The 16,356-nt window shown below is 71.8% G+C and carries 15 protein-coding genes; 10 read left to right on the forward strand and 5 right to left on the reverse strand.

Annotated features, from left to right (window positions below; all coding sequences use genetic code 11):
* Nucleotides 1–278 precede the first annotated feature (278 nt).
* On the forward strand, nt 279–1,613 hold the full coding sequence (locus tag ACWGKJ_RS29495; protein WP_385028200.1) for a TerD family protein: 1,335 nt from the start codon (nt 279–281) through the stop codon (nt 1,611–1,613).
* A 49-nt stretch (nt 1,614–1,662) separates the two neighbouring features.
* Here ACWGKJ_RS29495 and ACWGKJ_RS29500 read toward each other — a convergent pair whose 3' ends face one another.
* The gene (locus ACWGKJ_RS29500; RefSeq protein WP_385028203.1) at nt 1,663–2,964 is read right to left on the reverse strand and encodes a glycosyltransferase; all 1,302 of its coding nucleotides are present in this window, start codon (nt 2,962–2,964) and stop codon (nt 1,663–1,665) included.
* Between the two features lie 58 nt (nt 2,965–3,022).
* On the opposite strand from ACWGKJ_RS29500, the gene ACWGKJ_RS29505 reads away from it, so the two are divergent.
* From ACWGKJ_RS29505 to ACWGKJ_RS29525, 5 genes are all read left to right on the forward strand, one after another.
* Complete coding sequence (locus ACWGKJ_RS29505) at nt 3,023–3,808, forward strand: glutamate racemase (protein ID WP_453315865.1); 786 nt, start codon at nt 3,023–3,025, stop codon at nt 3,806–3,808.
* A 59-nt stretch (nt 3,809–3,867) separates the two neighbouring features.
* Nucleotides 3,868–4,389: a hypothetical protein gene (locus tag ACWGKJ_RS29510; RefSeq protein ID WP_385029589.1), complete on the forward strand. Its 522-nt coding sequence runs from the start codon at nt 3,868–3,870 to the stop codon at nt 4,387–4,389.
* Between the two features lie 197 nt (nt 4,390–4,586).
* Nucleotides 4,587–6,188 (forward strand): apolipoprotein N-acyltransferase, encoded by a 1,602-nt coding sequence (gene lnt / locus ACWGKJ_RS29515; RefSeq protein ID WP_385029592.1) that lies wholly within the window; start codon nt 4,587–4,589, stop codon nt 6,186–6,188.
* 66 nt (nt 6,189–6,254) lie between these two features.
* The gene (locus ACWGKJ_RS29520; protein ID WP_385029595.1) at nt 6,255–6,749 is read left to right on the forward strand and encodes an NUDIX hydrolase; all 495 of its coding nucleotides are present in this window, start codon (nt 6,255–6,257) and stop codon (nt 6,747–6,749) included.
* Between the two features lie 65 nt (nt 6,750–6,814).
* A complete protein-coding gene (locus ACWGKJ_RS29525; protein WP_385029598.1) occupies nt 6,815–7,612 on the forward strand; it encodes a 3-hydroxybutyrate dehydrogenase in 798 nt (265 codons plus the stop codon).
* A 182-nt stretch (nt 7,613–7,794) separates the two neighbouring features.
* Here the strand turns inward: ACWGKJ_RS29525 and ACWGKJ_RS29530 are convergent, their stop codons facing one another.
* On the reverse strand, nt 7,795–8,130 hold the full coding sequence (locus ACWGKJ_RS29530) for a cupin domain-containing protein (protein ID WP_385029601.1): 336 nt from the start codon (nt 8,128–8,130) through the stop codon (nt 7,795–7,797).
* Nucleotides 8,131–8,202: 72 nt separating this feature from the next.
* Here ACWGKJ_RS29530 and ACWGKJ_RS29535 point away from each other — a divergent pair, with 72 nt between their 5' ends.
* Entirely contained in the window at nt 8,203–9,138 is a 936-nt protein-coding gene (locus ACWGKJ_RS29535; protein WP_385029604.1) for a GlxA family transcriptional regulator, read from the forward strand.
* A 9-nt stretch (nt 9,139–9,147) separates the two neighbouring features.
* On the opposite strand, the gene ACWGKJ_RS29540 is transcribed toward ACWGKJ_RS29535, so the two are convergent.
* Nucleotides 9,148–10,116: a PaaX family transcriptional regulator gene (locus ACWGKJ_RS29540; protein WP_385029667.1), complete on the reverse strand. Its 969-nt coding sequence runs from the start codon at nt 10,114–10,116 to the stop codon at nt 9,148–9,150.
* A 31-nt stretch (nt 10,117–10,147) separates the two neighbouring features.
* Nucleotides 10,148–11,284, reverse strand: coding sequence for an NAD(P)/FAD-dependent oxidoreductase (locus ACWGKJ_RS29545; RefSeq protein ID WP_385029607.1), 1,137 nt, complete (start codon nt 11,282–11,284; stop codon nt 10,148–10,150).
* 129 nt (nt 11,285–11,413) lie between these two features.
* Between ACWGKJ_RS29545 and ACWGKJ_RS29550 the strand changes: the two genes are divergently transcribed.
* The 3 genes from ACWGKJ_RS29550 to ACWGKJ_RS29560 all read left to right on the forward strand — a co-directional run bounded on the left by ACWGKJ_RS29550 (nt 11,414) and on the right by ACWGKJ_RS29560 (nt 15,434).
* On the forward strand, nt 11,414–12,037 hold the full coding sequence (locus tag ACWGKJ_RS29550) for a helix-turn-helix domain-containing protein (RefSeq protein WP_385029670.1): 624 nt from the start codon (nt 11,414–11,416) through the stop codon (nt 12,035–12,037).
* Between the two features lie 85 nt (nt 12,038–12,122).
* Nucleotides 12,123–13,394 (forward strand): EfeM/EfeO family lipoprotein, encoded by a 1,272-nt coding sequence (locus ACWGKJ_RS29555; protein WP_385029610.1) that lies wholly within the window; start codon nt 12,123–12,125, stop codon nt 13,392–13,394.
* A 186-nt stretch (nt 13,395–13,580) separates the two neighbouring features.
* Nucleotides 13,581–15,434 carry a phospholipase C gene (locus tag ACWGKJ_RS29560; RefSeq protein ID WP_385029613.1) on the forward strand — a complete coding sequence of 618 codons (1,854 nt, stop codon included), beginning with the start codon at nt 13,581–13,583 and terminating at the stop codon, nt 15,432–15,434.
* 92 nt (nt 15,435–15,526) lie between these two features.
* On the opposite strand, the gene ACWGKJ_RS29565 is transcribed toward ACWGKJ_RS29560, so the two are convergent.
* Complete coding sequence (locus tag ACWGKJ_RS29565; RefSeq protein ID WP_385029616.1) at nt 15,527–16,279, reverse strand: hypothetical protein; 753 nt, start codon at nt 16,277–16,279, stop codon at nt 15,527–15,529.
* Between the last annotated feature and the right edge of the window lie 77 nt (nt 16,280–16,356).

Below are 16,356 nucleotides of genomic sequence, written 5' to 3' on the forward strand. Positions count from 1 at the left end.
ATAAGTAAAGCCCACGATGTGCTGATTGGGGAGCCCGATAAGAGGGTTGTTTGGCGCGTTCCGGGTGACTGTGGATCGCCAATGCGAGCGAACTTGCCAAAAACGGTCGTCAGGCCTGACTCTGATCGGGTAGTGGCCTGCTCGTGGGTGGGTTACCGGCAAGTTGCCGCCGGATGGCGCAACGATCTTCCCGGGCTCATCCGGAGCGTTCGACAGCGCCCGGGATTAGGTTGGCCGTACTGAAATCTACGGCTTCACCGCGCCAGTTGGGGGCGAGCATGTCAATGCTTAAGGGAACCAATGTTCCGGTGTCGGCCCAGGCCGTGCGGGTCGAATTGGGATGGCGGCCGGGCCCCGGGGTGCCGGATGTCGACGCCTCGGCCCTGCTGCTCGCATCGGGAAAGGTGCGCACGGACGCCGACTTCGTCTTTTACAACCAGCCGCAGCACGCATCGGGTGCGGTCCGCCACGAGGGCAAGACGACCACGACGGACACCGCGACCGACGTCCTCTCGGTGGATCTCGCGCTGGTGGAGCCCACCATCGAGCGGGTAGTCCTCGCGGCATCGGCCGACGGGGGCAGCTTCGGCCGGGTCCCCGGGCTGTACGTCCGGCTGCTCGACGCGGCCGACGGCACGGAGATCGCCCGCTTCGACAGCCAGGACGCGACGGTGGAGACCGCCTTCCTCCTCGGTGAGCTCTACCGGCGGCAGGGCGCCTGGAAGTTCCGTGCGGTCGGGCAGGGGTACGGCAGCGGTCTCGAAGGGCTCGCCACGGACTTCGGGATCAGCGTGGACGACGCACAGCGGCCCGCGCCGCAGGCTCCGGCCGCACCTTCAGCGCCGTCCGCGCCTCCTTCCGCACCACCGGCCGCGCCCGTACCGCCGGCCGCTCCGCCGGCCCCTCCCGCCGCGCCGGAAAGCGCCGCTGCGGCGCCCCCACCGCCACCGCCCGCCGCGCCTCCCGCGCCGCTCACACCCGTACGGCTGAGCAAGGTCACCCTCACGAAGGAAGCGCCCAAGGTCTCCCTCGCGAAGCAGGGCGGGACATCGGGGGCCATGCGGGTCAACCTCAACTGGGAGACCCGTCAGCAGCCCAAGGGCTGGGCGGCCAAGCTCGGCAAGGCGCTGAACTCCGGTATCGACCTGGACCTGTGCGCGCTCTACGAACTGACCGACGGGCGCAAGGGCGTCGTACAGGCCCTGGGCAACGCGTTCGGATCGCTGAGCGCGCCGCCGTACATCCACCTCGACGGCGACGACCGCACCGGCTCCGTCTCGGCCGGTGAGAACCTCACCGTCAACCTCGACCGCACGAGCAGCATCAGACGGATCCTCATCTTCGTGACGATCTACGAGGGGGCGAAGAGCTTCGCCGATCTGCACGCCACGGTGACGCTCCAGCCGCAGAACGGCGCAGCCGTCGACTTCTCGCTCGACGAGTGCACCGTGCCGTCCACCGTCTGCGCGCTCGCGCTCCTCACCAACGAGGGCGGGGACCTCGTCGTCCAGCGTGAGGCCCGCTATCTGGTGCCCGACCGGGGTGTCAGCCCACAGCGCACCGTCGACCGCGCCTACGGCTGGGGCATGAACTGGACGCCCGGCAGGAAGTGACCACCCGCCGCCCCCCGTGGAGGAACGCCCGCGGGGGACGGAGCGGCGCTCAGAGCTCCCGCGCCGCCTCGGGAGGGACGTCGAGCCCGGCCCGGCAGTCCGCCGCACCGGCGCCCGGTACCGGTGCGGCGCCCGGCGCCGGCTCGGGTTCCTGGGCCGGCTCGGGTTCCGCTGTCGGCTCAGGTCCCGGCTCGGGTTCCGGCCTGGAGTAGGTCCGCCCCTTCCATGCCGCGCCGCGCCCGCGGTAGTGCTGCACCGCGGAGTCGACCGTCATCAGCAGATACAGCAGCGCGGTGAACGGCAGCGCGGGGGCGAGCAGCGGCGACTGCCGGTAGTAGCGCAGCATCGGCAGATAGGTGCCCGCCATCACCAGCCAGGCGAGCCCGCCCGCCCCCGCGGCGGGGGCGTCGCGCCACAGCAGCCCGGCGGCCAGCGTGAGCGGCGGCGCGAGATAGATCAGGGCGAGACCGAGCACCGTGCCGGCCAGCAGCAGGACGCTGTGCCTGAGCTGGGCGTACGCGCTGCGCGACACCATCCGCCACAGGTCGCCGAGGGCCGGGTACGGGCGCACACTGTCCACCCGCTCGGCCAGCCCCAGCCAGATACGGCCGCCGCTGCGCCGCACCGCACGGGCCAGCGACACATCGTCGATGACCGCCTGCCTGATGGAGTCCGGGACCCCGGCCCGCTCGGCCGCCTCGGTCCGCAGCAGCACACAGCCCCCGGCAGCGGCCGCTGTCCGGGACTCCGGCCGGTTGATCCACCGGAACGGATACAGCTGGGCGAAGAAGTACACGAAGGCCGGGACGACCTGCCGCTCCCAGAAGCTCGTCACGCGCAGCCGCGCCATCTGGGACACCAGGTCGAGCCGTGCCGAACCGGCGGCGGCCACCAGCTCCCGCAGACTGTCCGGCGCATGGGCGATGTCGGCGTCCGTCAGCAGCAGATACTCCGGTTCCCTGGCACGCGCACGGCCGATCCCGTACCGCAGCGCCCACAGCTTCCCGGTCCAGCCCGGCTCCGGCTCACCGGGGGAGAGGACCGTCAGCGGGAGCCCGCCGTGGTGTGCCGCGAGCCGCGCGGCCAGTTCGCCGGTCCCGTCCGAGCTGCCGTCGTCGACCAGGAAGACCTCGGCCTCGCCCGGATAGTCCTGGGCCAGCAGCGAGGGGAGGCTCAGCGGCAGGACACCGGCCTCGTCCCTGGCCGGTACGACCACGGCCACGGACGGCCAGTCGGCGGGGGCGGCACGCGGCGGAAGTCGCTGGTCGGTACGCCAGAAGAGGCCCTGCCCCAGCAGGAGCCACATCCACACGGCCAGCGAACACACGGCGATCCAGGCAAGGGCGCTCATCCGGCGAAGTCTGCCCCACCGGGGCGGGCCGCGACGAGCCGTCGACTAGGGTGACCGGGTGAAGATCGCGCTCATGGACTCCGGAATCGGCCTGCTCGCGGCCGCCGCCGCCGTACGCCGCCAGCAGCCCGACGCCGATCTGGTGCTCTCCAGCGACCCCGGCAGCATGCCCTGGGGGCCGCGCGCCCCCCACGACGTCACCGCCCGCGCCCTTGCCGTGGCCCGCGCGGCGGCCGCCCACCGGCCGGACGCCCTGATCGTCGCCTGCAACACCGCATCCGTGCACGCCCTCCCGGCCATCCGCGCCGCGCTCGAACCGGACATCCCGGTCATCGGCACGGTGCCCGCCATCAAGCCGGCCGCCGTCGACGGCGGATCCGTCGCGATCTGGGCGACCCCGGCGACCACCGGCAGTGACTACCAGCGCGGACTGATCCGCGAGTTCGCAGGCAGGGCCGACGTCACCGAAGTGCCCTGCCCCGGCCTCGCCGACGCGATCGAGCACGCCGACGAGGCCGCCATCGACCAGGCCGTGGCCGCGGCGTCCGCGCTCACCCCGTCCGGCGTAAGGGCCGTCGTCCTCGGCTGCACCCATTACGAACTGGTCGGCGAGCGGATCGCGGACGCCGTCAGGCGCAAGGGCAGCCCCGGTGCCGAGCTGTACGGCTCGGCCGGGGCGGTGGCCGCCCAGGCACTCCGCCGTACCGGGGCCGGATCCACGTCGGACGGCGCACCTGGCGCCCGCCTGACCGTGCTCCTCAGCGGACGCGAGGGAGCGCTTCCGGCCGCCGCGCTGACCTATCTGGAAGGCCGCCTGCTCCAGGCCGTCAGCCCCGCGCTCTGAGCGCCGCGCCCTCCGCCTGAGCCCCGCCGCCTCCGCGGAAGGTGGGTAGGCTGCTACGCATGAGGGACCACAGCGAGCCCGGCCCCCGGGTCTGGACCGGCCAGGCGACCAACCATGTGCAGTGGCTGCTCTCGTTCGCCGGGGCCGCGTGCCTGGCGCTCGGGATCGAGCTGGCTGTGGACTCCGCCTGGACGGCGGACCGCGCGCCGCTGCTGATGGCCGTGATCGGCTGTGTGCTGGTCGGCCTGCTGATGCTCTACGGCACGCTCGCCTTCGTCCATGTGTCCGTGAAGGTCGACGAGCACTCCTTCGAAGTGCGCTGCGGCTACATCGGTCTGCCGCGCCGCCGCATCCTGCTCGACCACGTGGTGGGCGCCGACTTCGACCCGGCCGTGACCCCGCGCCAGTGGGGCGGCTGGGGATACCGGTGGCGCCCCGAGAAGGGGACCGCCGTGGTGGTCCGCCGCGGGGAGGGCCTGGTCCTGACCCTGGGGGACGGCCGGAGCTTCACCGTCACGGTCGACGACGCGGAGGCGGCCGTACGGATCATCCGCGACCGGCTGCGTCTCTCGCCGGGCTGACGGCCGCCGGGAGCGGCCGGCCGGGTACGGAGGCCGTCCCGCCGGTTGCCGTACGCCCGTCCCCGGCGGCTGACGTACAGCTGGCACCGGTCCACCCCGGCCCCACCCGGCGCGCGCTTCGCCCGGGAGCATCCGTCCGCCGCTTTCCGCTGCCCGCGCTTGCCGTACGCACAGCGCGCCACCGTAGACTCCGCCTGGTGAGCGCCCCCACCACACCCACGGACGAGTCCGAGCGGCTCGCCCCGCCGTCCGCCGAAGAGCCACGCGCACGGCGGCTGGCCCGTCGTCTCGTACGGCCCGTCGCCGCCGCGGCGTCCGGTCTCCTGCTGTACGCCAGCTTCCCGCCGCGGCCTCTGTGGTGGCTGGCGCCCCTCGCCTTCGCCGTGCTGGGGGCGGCCCTGTACGGGCGCCGCGCCCGTACCGGACTCGGCCTCGGCTATCTGGCGGGCCTCGGCTATCTGCTGCCACTCCTGGTCTGGACGGGCGTCGAGGTCGGCCCCGGCCCCTGGCTGGGCCTCGCGGCGGTCGAAGCGCTCTTCATCGCGGTCGCGGGCGCGGGGATCGCGTACGTCTCCCGGCTGCCGCTCGGGCCGCTCTGGGCCGCCGCGGTGTGGATCGCCGTCGAAGCGGCCCGTGCCCGGGTGCCGTTCGGCGGATTCCCCTGGGGGAAGGTGGCCTTCGGACAGCCCGAGGGGGTCTTCCTGCCGCTTGCCGCGGTCGGCGGGACACCACTGCTCGGCTTCGCTGTCGTCCTGTGCGGCTTCGGTCTGGGGGAGCTGGTACGCCGCTGGGCGGATCTGCGGCGTTTCGCGGACCGCGGGATCGTCACCGCGGCCGTCCTCGCCGTCGCGCCGGTCGCGGCCGGATTCGCCGCGCTCCCGCTGGTCAGCACCGGCGCGCAGGACGGGACGGCCACGGTCGCCCTCATCCAGGGGAACGTGCCCCGGATGGGACTCGACTTCGCCACCCAGCGGCGCGCGGTGCTCGACCACCATGTCAAGGAGACGCTGAAGCTGGCCGCCGATGTGAAGGCGGGCCGGGCCGAACAGCCCGACCTGGTGCTCTGGCCGGAGAACTCCTCGGACATCGACCCGTACCTCAACGCCGATGCCTACGACGCGATCGACGAGGCGGCCAAGGCGATCAAGGCGCCCATCTCGGTCGGCGCTGTCGTCACCCCGGACAACGGAGCGGGTTCGCCGCTCAACCAGCAGATCCTCTGGGACCCCAGGAAGGGCCCGGTCGACACGTACAACAAGCGCCAGCTCCAGCCGTTCGGCGAGTACATGCCGTACCGGTCGTTCTTCCGGCTGTTCAGCTCCGACGTGGACCTGGTCCGCAAGGACTTCGTACCCGGGCACAAGGCGGCCGACTTCGACATGGCGGGCACCAGGGTCGGCCCTGTGACCTGCTACGAGGCCGCGTTCGACTGGGCGGTACGGGACCAGGTGCGGGCGGGGGCGCAGATCATCTCCGTACCCAGCAACAACGCCACCTTCGACCGCAGCGAGATGACCTACCAGCAGCTCGCGATGTCGCGGGTGCGGGCCGTCGAGCACAGCAGGGCCGTGATGGTCCCCGTCACCACCGGGGTGAGCGCGGTCATCAGGCCGGACGGTTCGGTTGCGCAGAAGACCAGAATGTTCACCGCCGACGCGCTGGTCGCGGACGTGCCGAAGCGCTCGGCGCAGACCCCGGCCACCCGGATGGGAACGCTCCCCGAGTGGCTGCTCGTGGCGCTCGCCGCGGGCGGCTTCGGCTGGGCGGTCACCCGCTCGGTGCAGCGGCGCAAGGCGTGAGGGAGCGCGGCTGAGCGGCGGGTACCGGACAGGAACCGGTACCCGCCGCGGCATTAGGGTCGGGGCATGGCTACTCCTGACTTCATCCGAGAGATCCGCGCCACCGCCGGCCACCAGCTGCTTCTGCTGCCCGGCGTGAGTGCCATCGTCTTCGACGAGGAGGGGCGGGTGCTGCTGAACCGGCGCGCCGACACCGGCAAGTGGGCGATCATCGGAGGTATCCCGGAGCCGGGCGAGCAGCCCGCCGACACGGCGGTCCGGGAGGTCTACGAGGAGACGGCCGTACGGTGCGTGGTGGAGCGGGTCCTCCTCGTCCAGGCGCTCAAGAAGATCCAGTACCCGAACGGTGACCACTGCCAGTTCATGGACATCAGCCTGCTCTGCCGGGCCACCGGGGGAGCGCCCCGGGTCAATGACGACGAGTCCCTGGACGTCGGCTGGTTCCCGGTCGACGCCCTGCCGGAGCTTGCCGACTTCGCGCTGTCCCGGATCAAGCGGGCCCTCAGCGAAGGCCCGACCTGGTTCGAACCAGCCACTTTCACTCCCGCCGCCGACGCCTGAGGGCGGTCCAGTAACCCCTCGTGCGCCCGCCAGGAACGACGGGACGGCCCTTAGGCTGTGGCCCCATGACTGCGCATTCCGTTCCCGCTCCCGCCCCGCTTGCCCTGGATCTCGCGGGCCGTACCGTACTGGTCACCGGGGCCGCCGGCGGTATCGGTGCCGCCTGTGCGCTCCGCCTCGCCGCGGCCGGGGCCACGGTGCGAGCCGTCGACCTCGACGGGGCGGGGCTCGAAGCGCTGGCGGGCCGGGCCACCGGGCTGCCCGGCGCCGTCGAACCGTACGGGCTCGACCTGACCGACCTCGATGCGGCGGAGCGGGCCGCCGCCGGTACGGACGTCCTCGTCAACAACGCGGGCCTGCAACTCGTGCGGCCGATCGAGGAGTTCCCGCCCGAGGTCTTCCACACCATCCTCACCGTGATGCTGGAAGCCCCCTTCCGGCTGATCAGGGGCGCGCTCCCGCACATGTACGGACAGGGCTGGGGCCGGATCGTCAACCTCTCGTCGGTGCACGGGCTGCGCGCCTCCGCGTACAAGTCCGCCTATGTGTCGGCCAAACACGGTCTTGAAGGGCTCTCGAAGACCGCGGCGCTCGAAGGCGCCCCGCACGGTGTGACCTCGAACTGTGTGAACCCCGGGTATGTCCGTACCCCGCTGGTCGAACGGCAGATCGCCGACCAGGCCGAGGCCCACGGGATCCCGCCCGAGCGGGTGGTCAGCGAGGTGCTGCTGAAGGAGTCGGCGCTCAAGCGTCTCGTCGAACCGGACGAGGTCGCCGAGGCCGTCGCCTACCTCTGCACCCCGCAGGCCGCGTTCGTCACCGGTACGTCGCTCTCGCTCGACGGCGGGTGGAGCGCGCGCTAGGTGTATTGACCCGCGGGGTTGTTGACGCGGCTGATCGGATTGCGTCGGCCGGTCCGCCGGGCGCGGTAACGCCCGTGGGCCGAAGCCGTGGAAGACCGGCCGGATCGCTCCTGCCCGCCGCGGCTCCACGGCTGCGGGCAGCCCCGCCTCGTGCGCAGTCGTGTCAGGACCTCTGAGGGCTCTCAGCCCTCCGGATAGAAGACGAACAGGGTGCAGCCGGTGGTGGTCGACGGCACGTGCCACGATCCGGCCGGGGCGTGCAGGAAGGTGCCGGGGTGGTAGTCGCGTGCACCGTCGTTGAAGGTGCCGGCGACGACGTAGACCTCCTCCGGGCCGGGCTCATGGACATCGCGGGTCGGCCAGGAGGTGCCTGGCTCCATCTCCAGCACGTTGGCTTTGGCGCCGGCCGGTCCCGTCCACAGGGGACGCAGCCGGATCCCGGGGAACAGCTCCCGGACGGGGGATTCGTCGACGGTGACGGAGGTGTAGCCCTCCTGGGCGAGGATCTCAGTGTGCATGCCGGAAACAGTGCCGTGGGCGGGCCGGTACCGGACAGGGCCTCCGCTGACAACGAGGGGTATTTTCATGCCATGCATCGTGTGGTGGCCCTGGTACGTCCGGTGCAGTCGACGTTCGAACTCGGCTGCGCCGTGGAGATCTTCGGAACGGAGCGGCCCGGGGTGCCGCAGCACTACGCGTTCGAGGTGTGTACGGAGACACCCGGGCCGGTACCGACCACCGCCGGGTACGCGATGTCCGTCACCCGGGACCTGTCGGCACTCCGGGCAGCGGACACCGTGATCATCCCGGGCTGGCTGCCGGTTGAGGAGCCGCTGTCCGGCCCTGTGCACCAGGCGCTGCTGCAGGCACACGCACGAGGAGCGCGGCTGGTGACGATCTGCTCGGGTGTGTTCGCGCTGGCCCGCACGGGTCTCCTTGACGGCCGCTCGGCGACCACGCACTGGGCGCGGGCCGAACAGCTGCGGCGTGAGTTCCCCCAGGTGCGGGTGGAGCCGGGCATGCTCTACGTGGATCACGGCGACGTCGCCACCAGCGCCGGAGCCGGTGCGGGGTTCGACCTGTGTCTGCATCTGGTCCGGAACGACCACGGGGCCGCGTACGCAGCCCTGCTCGCGCGGCACATGGTGCTGCCGCCGCATCGCGAGGGCGGCGAGGCGCGGCACGCGCCCCCGCCGCCGCCCGGGGACGCGCTCGACGGCCTGCTCGGATGGGCCGACGAACACCTCGGGAAACCTCTGTCGGTGGACGATCTGGCCGCTCACCTCGGTGTCTCGTACCGCACCCTGGTCCGGCGCTTCACCGACCGGCTCGGCACAAGTCCGGGCGCCTGGCTGCTCTCCCGGCGGGTGGCCGCGGCCCGCACCCTGCTGGAGGAGACGGACCTGCCGGTCGAGGCGGTCGCGGCCCGGGTCGGCCTCACATCGGCGGTCAACCTCCGCCGCCGCTTCCTCGCCCGGACGGGAACGACCCCCGGCGCCTACCGGCGGGCTTTCCGGGTTCCGTGACCCCGCCCGTCAGCTCCCGGCCCGGCCCCGGCCGTGGCCGGACTCCCGGGTGACATGGGCGCGCGCACCGGCCTCAAGCCGGGACTGGAGCGTGAAGAACAGCTCGGCGGCCCGGATGCCCACCCAGTGGTCCGGGAGCAGCTCCGCCGGGAGGCCCGGATCGAGGTAGGGGAGCTGCCGCCAGTCGGTCAGTACACGTACGTAGTCCACGAAGGCGTCCCGCTCGGCCGCGCCGGGATCCGCCCCGGGATCAGCTCCGGATCCCGCCCCGGAGTCCGTTTCCGCCCCGGCGCCGGTCGGCAGGCGGTCCAGTACCCGGGCATGCTTCCGTACGAACTCGCCGTACAGGGACTCCAGTTGGTCCAGGTCCCACCACTCACGGACCTTCTCGTCCAGCGGGCCGAACGCCAGGTGGTCTGCACGGAAGAGATCCGCGTAGCCGTCCAGGTCCAGCCGGCGCAGCATCTCGGCCGTGGCGCCGTACAGATGGGCCGGAGCGATGTAGACGCCCGCCGAGGCCGTGCCGAACCCGAGCCGGGTCAGCCGGGAACGCATCAGATGCCGCTTGCTGCGCTCGGACTCCGGTACGGAGAAGACCGCCAGCAGCCACCCGTCGTCCGGTGTCGCGCGCTCCCTGCGGAAGATCCGGCGGTCGCCCTCCCGCAGGACCGCGAGGCCCTCATCGGAGAGGGCGTACCCCGCCGAGCCGTTCCGCCGTTCGGACCGCAGGAGGCCCCGCCGTTTCAGCCGGGAGATCGACGACCGTACGGCGGGAGCCTCGATACCCAGGTCCGCGAGGAGCCCGATCAGGGTGGCCACCGAGAGCCAGCCGCCGCCTCCGGACTCCGCGTGAGCGCCGGTCTCCGAGTCCAGGCCGGCCCTTGAGTACAGGCCGTACACCGTCACGATGAACTGGCGTGGCTGCGCGGAACCGGCTGCGGGCTCCCCCTGCGCGGGTTCATCCGCCTCTGCTGCGATCGTCACCCGGGGAGGTTACCAACGAGGCCGGTCAGAGGCCGTGCCGCCGGTCGCCCAGTACGCGCGTGCAGACCTCCCGCTCCATCGCCGCGGAGAACGCCGGCTCGGCGGCGGGGAACGCCGGCTCCGCGGCCTGCTCGCCCGCCCGCTGTCCGGTGCCTCCGGGCGCCAGGCCGGGGGCCCGGCGGGCGTCGACCGCGTGCCGGGTGTCCTCGGTGATCAGGTCGGTGTTGATCGCCGCCGCCGCGCGCATTCCGGCGGCTGCCGAGCCGATCACGTTCTCGGTCAGGGAGGTGACATTGCCCGCCACCCACACACCGGGCACCCCCGTGGCCCCGGCCGGATCAGCGGCGATGTACGAGCCGATCACCTGCCCCGCCATCTCCTGCTCGGTGACTTCCAGCCCCAGACCGGAGAGGAACCCGGCGCGGGCGGTGAAGCGGGGTGCCACCACCAGGGCCTGACGGCTGATCACCCGGCCGCCGGCCAGGACCACTCCGGTGAGCCGGTCGGCCGTCACTTCCACTCCGGTGACCTCGCCGTCCACCACGCCGATGCCACGCGCGGCCAACTGCTCGTACTCCTCGTCGGTCGGCTCCGGCGCCGTGTGCAGGAACAGCGTGATGTCGGCGCTCCACTGACGCCACATCAGTGCCTGGTGCACCGCCATGGGACCACTCGCGAGGATCCCGATGGGCCGGTCGCGGACCGCCCACCCGTGGCAGTAGGGGCAGTGCAGCACTTCACGGCCCCAGCGGTCGGCGAGCCCCGGCACGGCGGGCAGCTCGTCGGTCAGCCCGGTGGTCACAAGGAGGCGCCCGGCCGTCACCTCCGACCCGTCGGCGAGCCCGAGCCGGAAATCTCCCGCGGGCCGGTGCCCGGCGGTCAGGACCCTGCCCTCCAGGATCCGTCCGCCGTGTTCCCGCACTTCCGCACGTCCCCGCGTCAGTAGTTCGGCCGGTGAGATCCCCTCGTTGGAGAGGTAGTTGTGGACATGGGAGGCCGGTGCGTTGCGTGGCTGCCCGGCGTCGATCACCAGCACGGAGCGCCGCGCCTGGGCGAGGGCGAGCGCCCCGCTGAGCCCGGCGGCGCCACCGCCGACCACCACGACATCGAAATCCGGCCGACCCGGTGCACCAGGGATGTTCTGTGTTGTTTCGTCACTCATGTGCGTTACCTCCATCTGTGCAAGATGGTCCACCAGTGCCGTTCCGTTTGACAAAATCCATTGCCGAGATGGCAAATAAGAAGGGCCCGGGGACAGGACGGGCGGAAGGAGCGGAACATGGCCGAAAGCATGACGGGCGACGACCTGGAATCCGCGCTCACGGCGGTGGGCCCCAGGCTGCGGGCGCTGCGCCGGGAGCGCGACCTCACCCTCGGCCGGCTGGCCGAGGAGACGGGGATCTCGGTCTCCACGCTGTCGCGTCTGGAGTCAGGAGGGCGCAAACCCACGCTGGAGCTGCTGCTGCCGCTGGCGAAGACGTACGGGGTACAGCTGGACGAGCTGGTCGACGCCCCGCCGACCGGTGACCCGCGCGTCCATCCGCGCCCGGTCCACCGGTACGGAATGACCTTCATCCCGCTGACCCGGCACCTCGGAGGACTGCAGGCGTACAAGCAGATCATCCCGGCCGGGCGGCGGACCGCCGACCAGCTCGAACCCCGGGTGCATGAGGGGTACGAATGGCTGTACGTCCTGTCCGGGCGGCTCCGGCTGGTCCTGGGCGAGCATGAACTGGTCCTCACCGCGGGCGAGGTGGCGGAGTTCGACACCCGCACGCCGCACGCCTGGGCCGCCGCAGGCCCGGAGCCCGTGGAGTTCCTCAGCCTCTTCGGCCAGCAGGGGGAGCGGATGCACGTGCGCGCGCGTCCGTCCGGAAAGCGGCGGGCCGCCGACGAGGAGCCGGGCGGGCGGTGACTGCGGCGGGGCGGGTGATCCCGAGGCCCTCCGGGGACAGTGAGGACGCCACCACCCCGTCCCGCTGATCCACCGCGGGTCTACGATGTCGTTCTTCCGCGTGCTGCTGCGTCAGGAGGCCGGTGTGCCGGACCGCAAGACCGTACCCAGCGAGCCCGTACGCCGTCCGCGCCGGGCGCTGGTCATCGGCGGTGCGGCACTGGCCGCCGCGCTGGCGCTCGCGGGCGCCGGAGCCGCCGGACTGCTCAGCGGCGGCGGCCACTCCGCCGCCGCGCACTCCGACGGCCTGCCGCACACCGCCGTCGACGCTTCGGCGGGCAGCTGCGGTACGGGCTGGAGCGACCCGCGCCCCGGCACCCAGGTCTTCGATGTGCACAACACGTCGACCACCCCCGTCGAGGTGTATCTGAAGGACGCGAAGAGCGGCGCGGTCTACGGCGAGGTGGAGGGGCTCGGTCCCGGCACCACCCGGGCGCTGCGGGCGACCATCGCGGCCGGCTCCTACGCCTTCGGCTGCTTCCCCGACGACGCCGCATCCGTCACCGGGCCCACCGTGCGGGTGCCGGGTACCGGCAGCGGCGGCGGGCCCGCGGCCGTGCCCGTCAGCCAGCACGATCTGATCCCGCCGACCCTGAGCTACCAGAAGTGGGTCACCGGCCGGATGGGCACCCTCCTCGGCGACACCCGTGAGCTCGGCACCGCGATCCGCTCCGGCGACCCGGCACGGGCCAGGAAGGCCTGGCTCACGGCGCACCTCGACTACGAGCGGCTGGGCGCCGCCTACGGCACGTTCGGCGACGCCGACGCGGCGATCAACGGAACCACCGCGGGGCTGTCGGGCGGCGTCCACGACCGGGACTTCACCGGCTTCCACCGCATCGAGTACGGGCTGTGGCACGGCGAGTCCACCCCCGCTCTGCGGCCGTTCGCCGACCGGCTGGTCAAGGATGTGGGGGAGTTGCGTACGGCATGGGGGCAGGCCCGGATGGACCCGCTCGACCTCGGGCTGCGGGCGCACGAAATCCTGGAGAACACCGTGCAGTTCGAGCTGACGGGCCGCACCGACTACGGCAGCGGCAGCAGTCTCGCGACGGCCCGCGCCAATCTCGACGGCACCCGGGTGGTCCTGTCCCGGCTGCGCTCGGTGCTCACCGGCAGGTACCCGCGGCTGAAGGAGCTGGACGGTGAACTCGACCGCACCCAGGCGGTGCTGGACGGACAGGAGCACGACGGGCACTGGACCCCGCCCGCCCGGCTCGGCCGCGCCCGGCGCGAGCAGGTGAACGCGGCTCTGAGCGGACTGGTGGAGCGGCTGGCGGACATCGCGGCGCTCTGCGACGTACGACGGTCGTCCTGACGGCCCCTCCTGGTACGGCTCCTGACGGGCCGTCCTCGCCAAGCACGCTGCTCAACAGTTTGTTTGCTCAATTTTGTTTTCCCACCGGATGCCAGATGTTCACTCCCGTGTCATGGTGTTGCATCGTGTCAGCATATTGAGAGGTGCATGACAGGGTGCACCGTCGGACGTGGAAGGCGGAACCGCATGGGCAGCAAGGGCAGAGGAGCGGGCGCGCGACGCTGGGGAGCGCTGGCCGGCGCCGCCGCGCTGACCGTACTCGGCGGCGCCGCGCCCGCCTGGGCGGCGGCGCCCGCCACAGCGCATCACGGGAGTGCCACGGCGACACCCGTCAAACACCTGGTGGTGCTCTTCGACGAGAACATCTCGTTCGACCACTACTTCGCGACCTACCCGCACGCCGCGAACACCGACGGCACGAAGTTCACCCCGTCCCCGCGCACCCCGCACGACATCGACAACCTCCGTACGGCCGGGCTGCTCGACAAGAACCCCAACCAGTACCTGCCCAAGCGGCTCACCCCCGACCAGGCCATGACCTGCGACCAGAACCACTCGTACGGCCCCGAGCAGTACGCGTACAACGCGGGCAAGGCCGACAAGTTCGTCCAGAACACCGACTCGGGAAAGTGCTCGGGCAACCTCTTCGGTGAACCCGGCCTGGCGATGGACTACTACGACGGCAACACCGTCACCGCCCTGTGGAACTACGCCCAGCACTACGCGCTCAACGACAACTCCTTCGGCTCGGCGTACGGCCCTTCGACACCGGGCGCCATCGAGCTGGTCTCCGGCCAGACCCATGGTGTGGTCTCCACCGACCCCGCCTCGTCCACCGAGCATCCGAAGCGGACCGACAAGCCGGACCCGGCCGCGGTCGCGTCGCCGGACGCGCACGGCGTCGGCACCATGATCACCGACCCGGACCCGGCCTACGACGACTGCTCGGGCAACGACCACACCAGCAAGTCCTCCCTCGCCGAGCTGGGCGGCAAGAACATCGGCGACCGCCTCAACGCGAAGCACGTCAGCTGGGGATGGTTCCAGGGCGGCTTCCGGCCGAGCACCCCGTGGGACGGCACATCGGACCACCTCGCCAAGTGCGGGGGCACCACGCACGCCAACGTCGGCGGTGAGCAGGTCGTGGACTACAGCCCCCACCACGACCCCTTCCAGTACTACCGGTCGACGGCGAACCCGCACCACGTGGCGCCCAAGTCGGTCGCCGAGATCGGTCACGCCGGACAGGCCAACCACAACTACGACCTGACGGACTTCGACGCCGCCCTCAAGTCGGGCCACCTGCCGTCGGTGAGCTTCCTCAAGGCCCCCTCCTACCAGGACGGGCACGCCGGATACTCCGACCCCGCTGATGAACAGGACTTCCTGATCGGCCAGATCAACAAGATCCAGCAGGCCCCGCAGTGGAAGGACACCGCGGTCGTCCTCGCCTACGACGACTCGGACGGCTGGTACGACCACGTGTACGCCAAGCCGAGCAACGGCTCCCGGGACACGAGCAAGCAGACGAACGGCAGGACGGTGGACTCACCGGCCTGCCGGAAGGGCCCGAAGGCCGCGGGCGGCTATGCCGACCGGTGCGGGCCCGGCGCCCGGCAGCCGCTGATGGTCATCTCGCCGTTCGGCAAGGTCAACAAGATCGACCACACCCGGACCGAGCAGACCTCCATCATCAAGTTCGTCGAGGAGAACTGGCACACCGAACGCATCGGGGACCACTCCTTCGACACCCGGGCCGGATCGCTGGCCGGCATGCTCGACTTCCGGCACCCCAACGGCAAGCAGGTGCTCCTGAACAAGGACGGCTCCGTCAAGTCGGCCGGCCCGATCAGGCCGGTGGCACCGGTCGCCGCCGAGATCACCGACCCGCAGCGGCAGAACGTCGCCCTCCAGGACCTCTCCGGCAGCGGAGGATCCCAGCCCGGTCTGCTGACCGCGGGCGTGCTGGCGGCCGTGGTCGTCGGAGGTGCGGGCGTGACCCTGGCGGTGCGCCGCCGTACCGGACGGGGCGCGGCCTGAGCCGTACGGAAGGGACGCCGGGGACCGGGCCGTCGCGGCCAGGTCCCCGGCGTCAGTCCGTACGGGAGGGCTTTCCCCACCCGCGCGCGTCCTCAGGTGGAGGCGGCCGGGCCCACCTGGGTCCGCAGCTTCGAGATGTCCACCGCCTGGTCGGGCGAGGGTGTGCTCGACGGCACCGGTTTGTCGAAGCCGGAGAACCCCACGGTCGCCAGGGTGGTCCGGTCCTTGGCCTTCACCGAGACCTGCACCGGATAGGGCTTGCCGTGCGTCGCCACGTACAGGGTCTCCAGCCGGCCGCCGCGCTCCGCGCTGACCGGGACGACCTCGGTTCCATGGATCTTCGTGACTTTCCCCTTGGTCAGCGGGGCGCCGCCGGAGGTACCCGACTCGGTGCTGGTCTTGAGGAACGAGTCCAGGTCGCAGACGTTCGCGAGGCCCTGCAGCGGCGGACTCTGCGACGACCCGGTCAGATAGCGGCCGTGCAGAACCGACCGGGCCGCGTCGCCTCCGGGTACCTGGTTCTTCCAGAAGGCGGCGTCCGGTTTGATCCAGACCTTGCCGCCCCGCTTGATGATCTGGACGGAGCCCTGTCCGCCCAGACTCACCGAGCCCCGGCAGTTGGCCTGCCGGTCGAGGGTGAGGTCCATGGTGGTGGGGGTGCCCCTGGAACCGAAGCGCCCGTGGACGCTGATGTGCAGCGATGAGGTCCCGTAGAGGGCGTCATGTGCCTTGTTGGCGATCTCCTGGGCCGGCAGCGACCCTGTCCCGCCGTCCGCCACGGCTGAGCTGCCCGCAGCGATCGTCAGAACGACTGCTGCCGCGCCCGCCGCCAGTGGCCTGGCCATGCGGTGTCCTGTCAACGTCGCCTCCTGAGATGTGCCTGGTCAAGGCCGGTGGGACGTACACGACGAGGCTACGCCCG

The organism is Streptomyces sp. NPDC054757, from assembly GCF_053612185.1.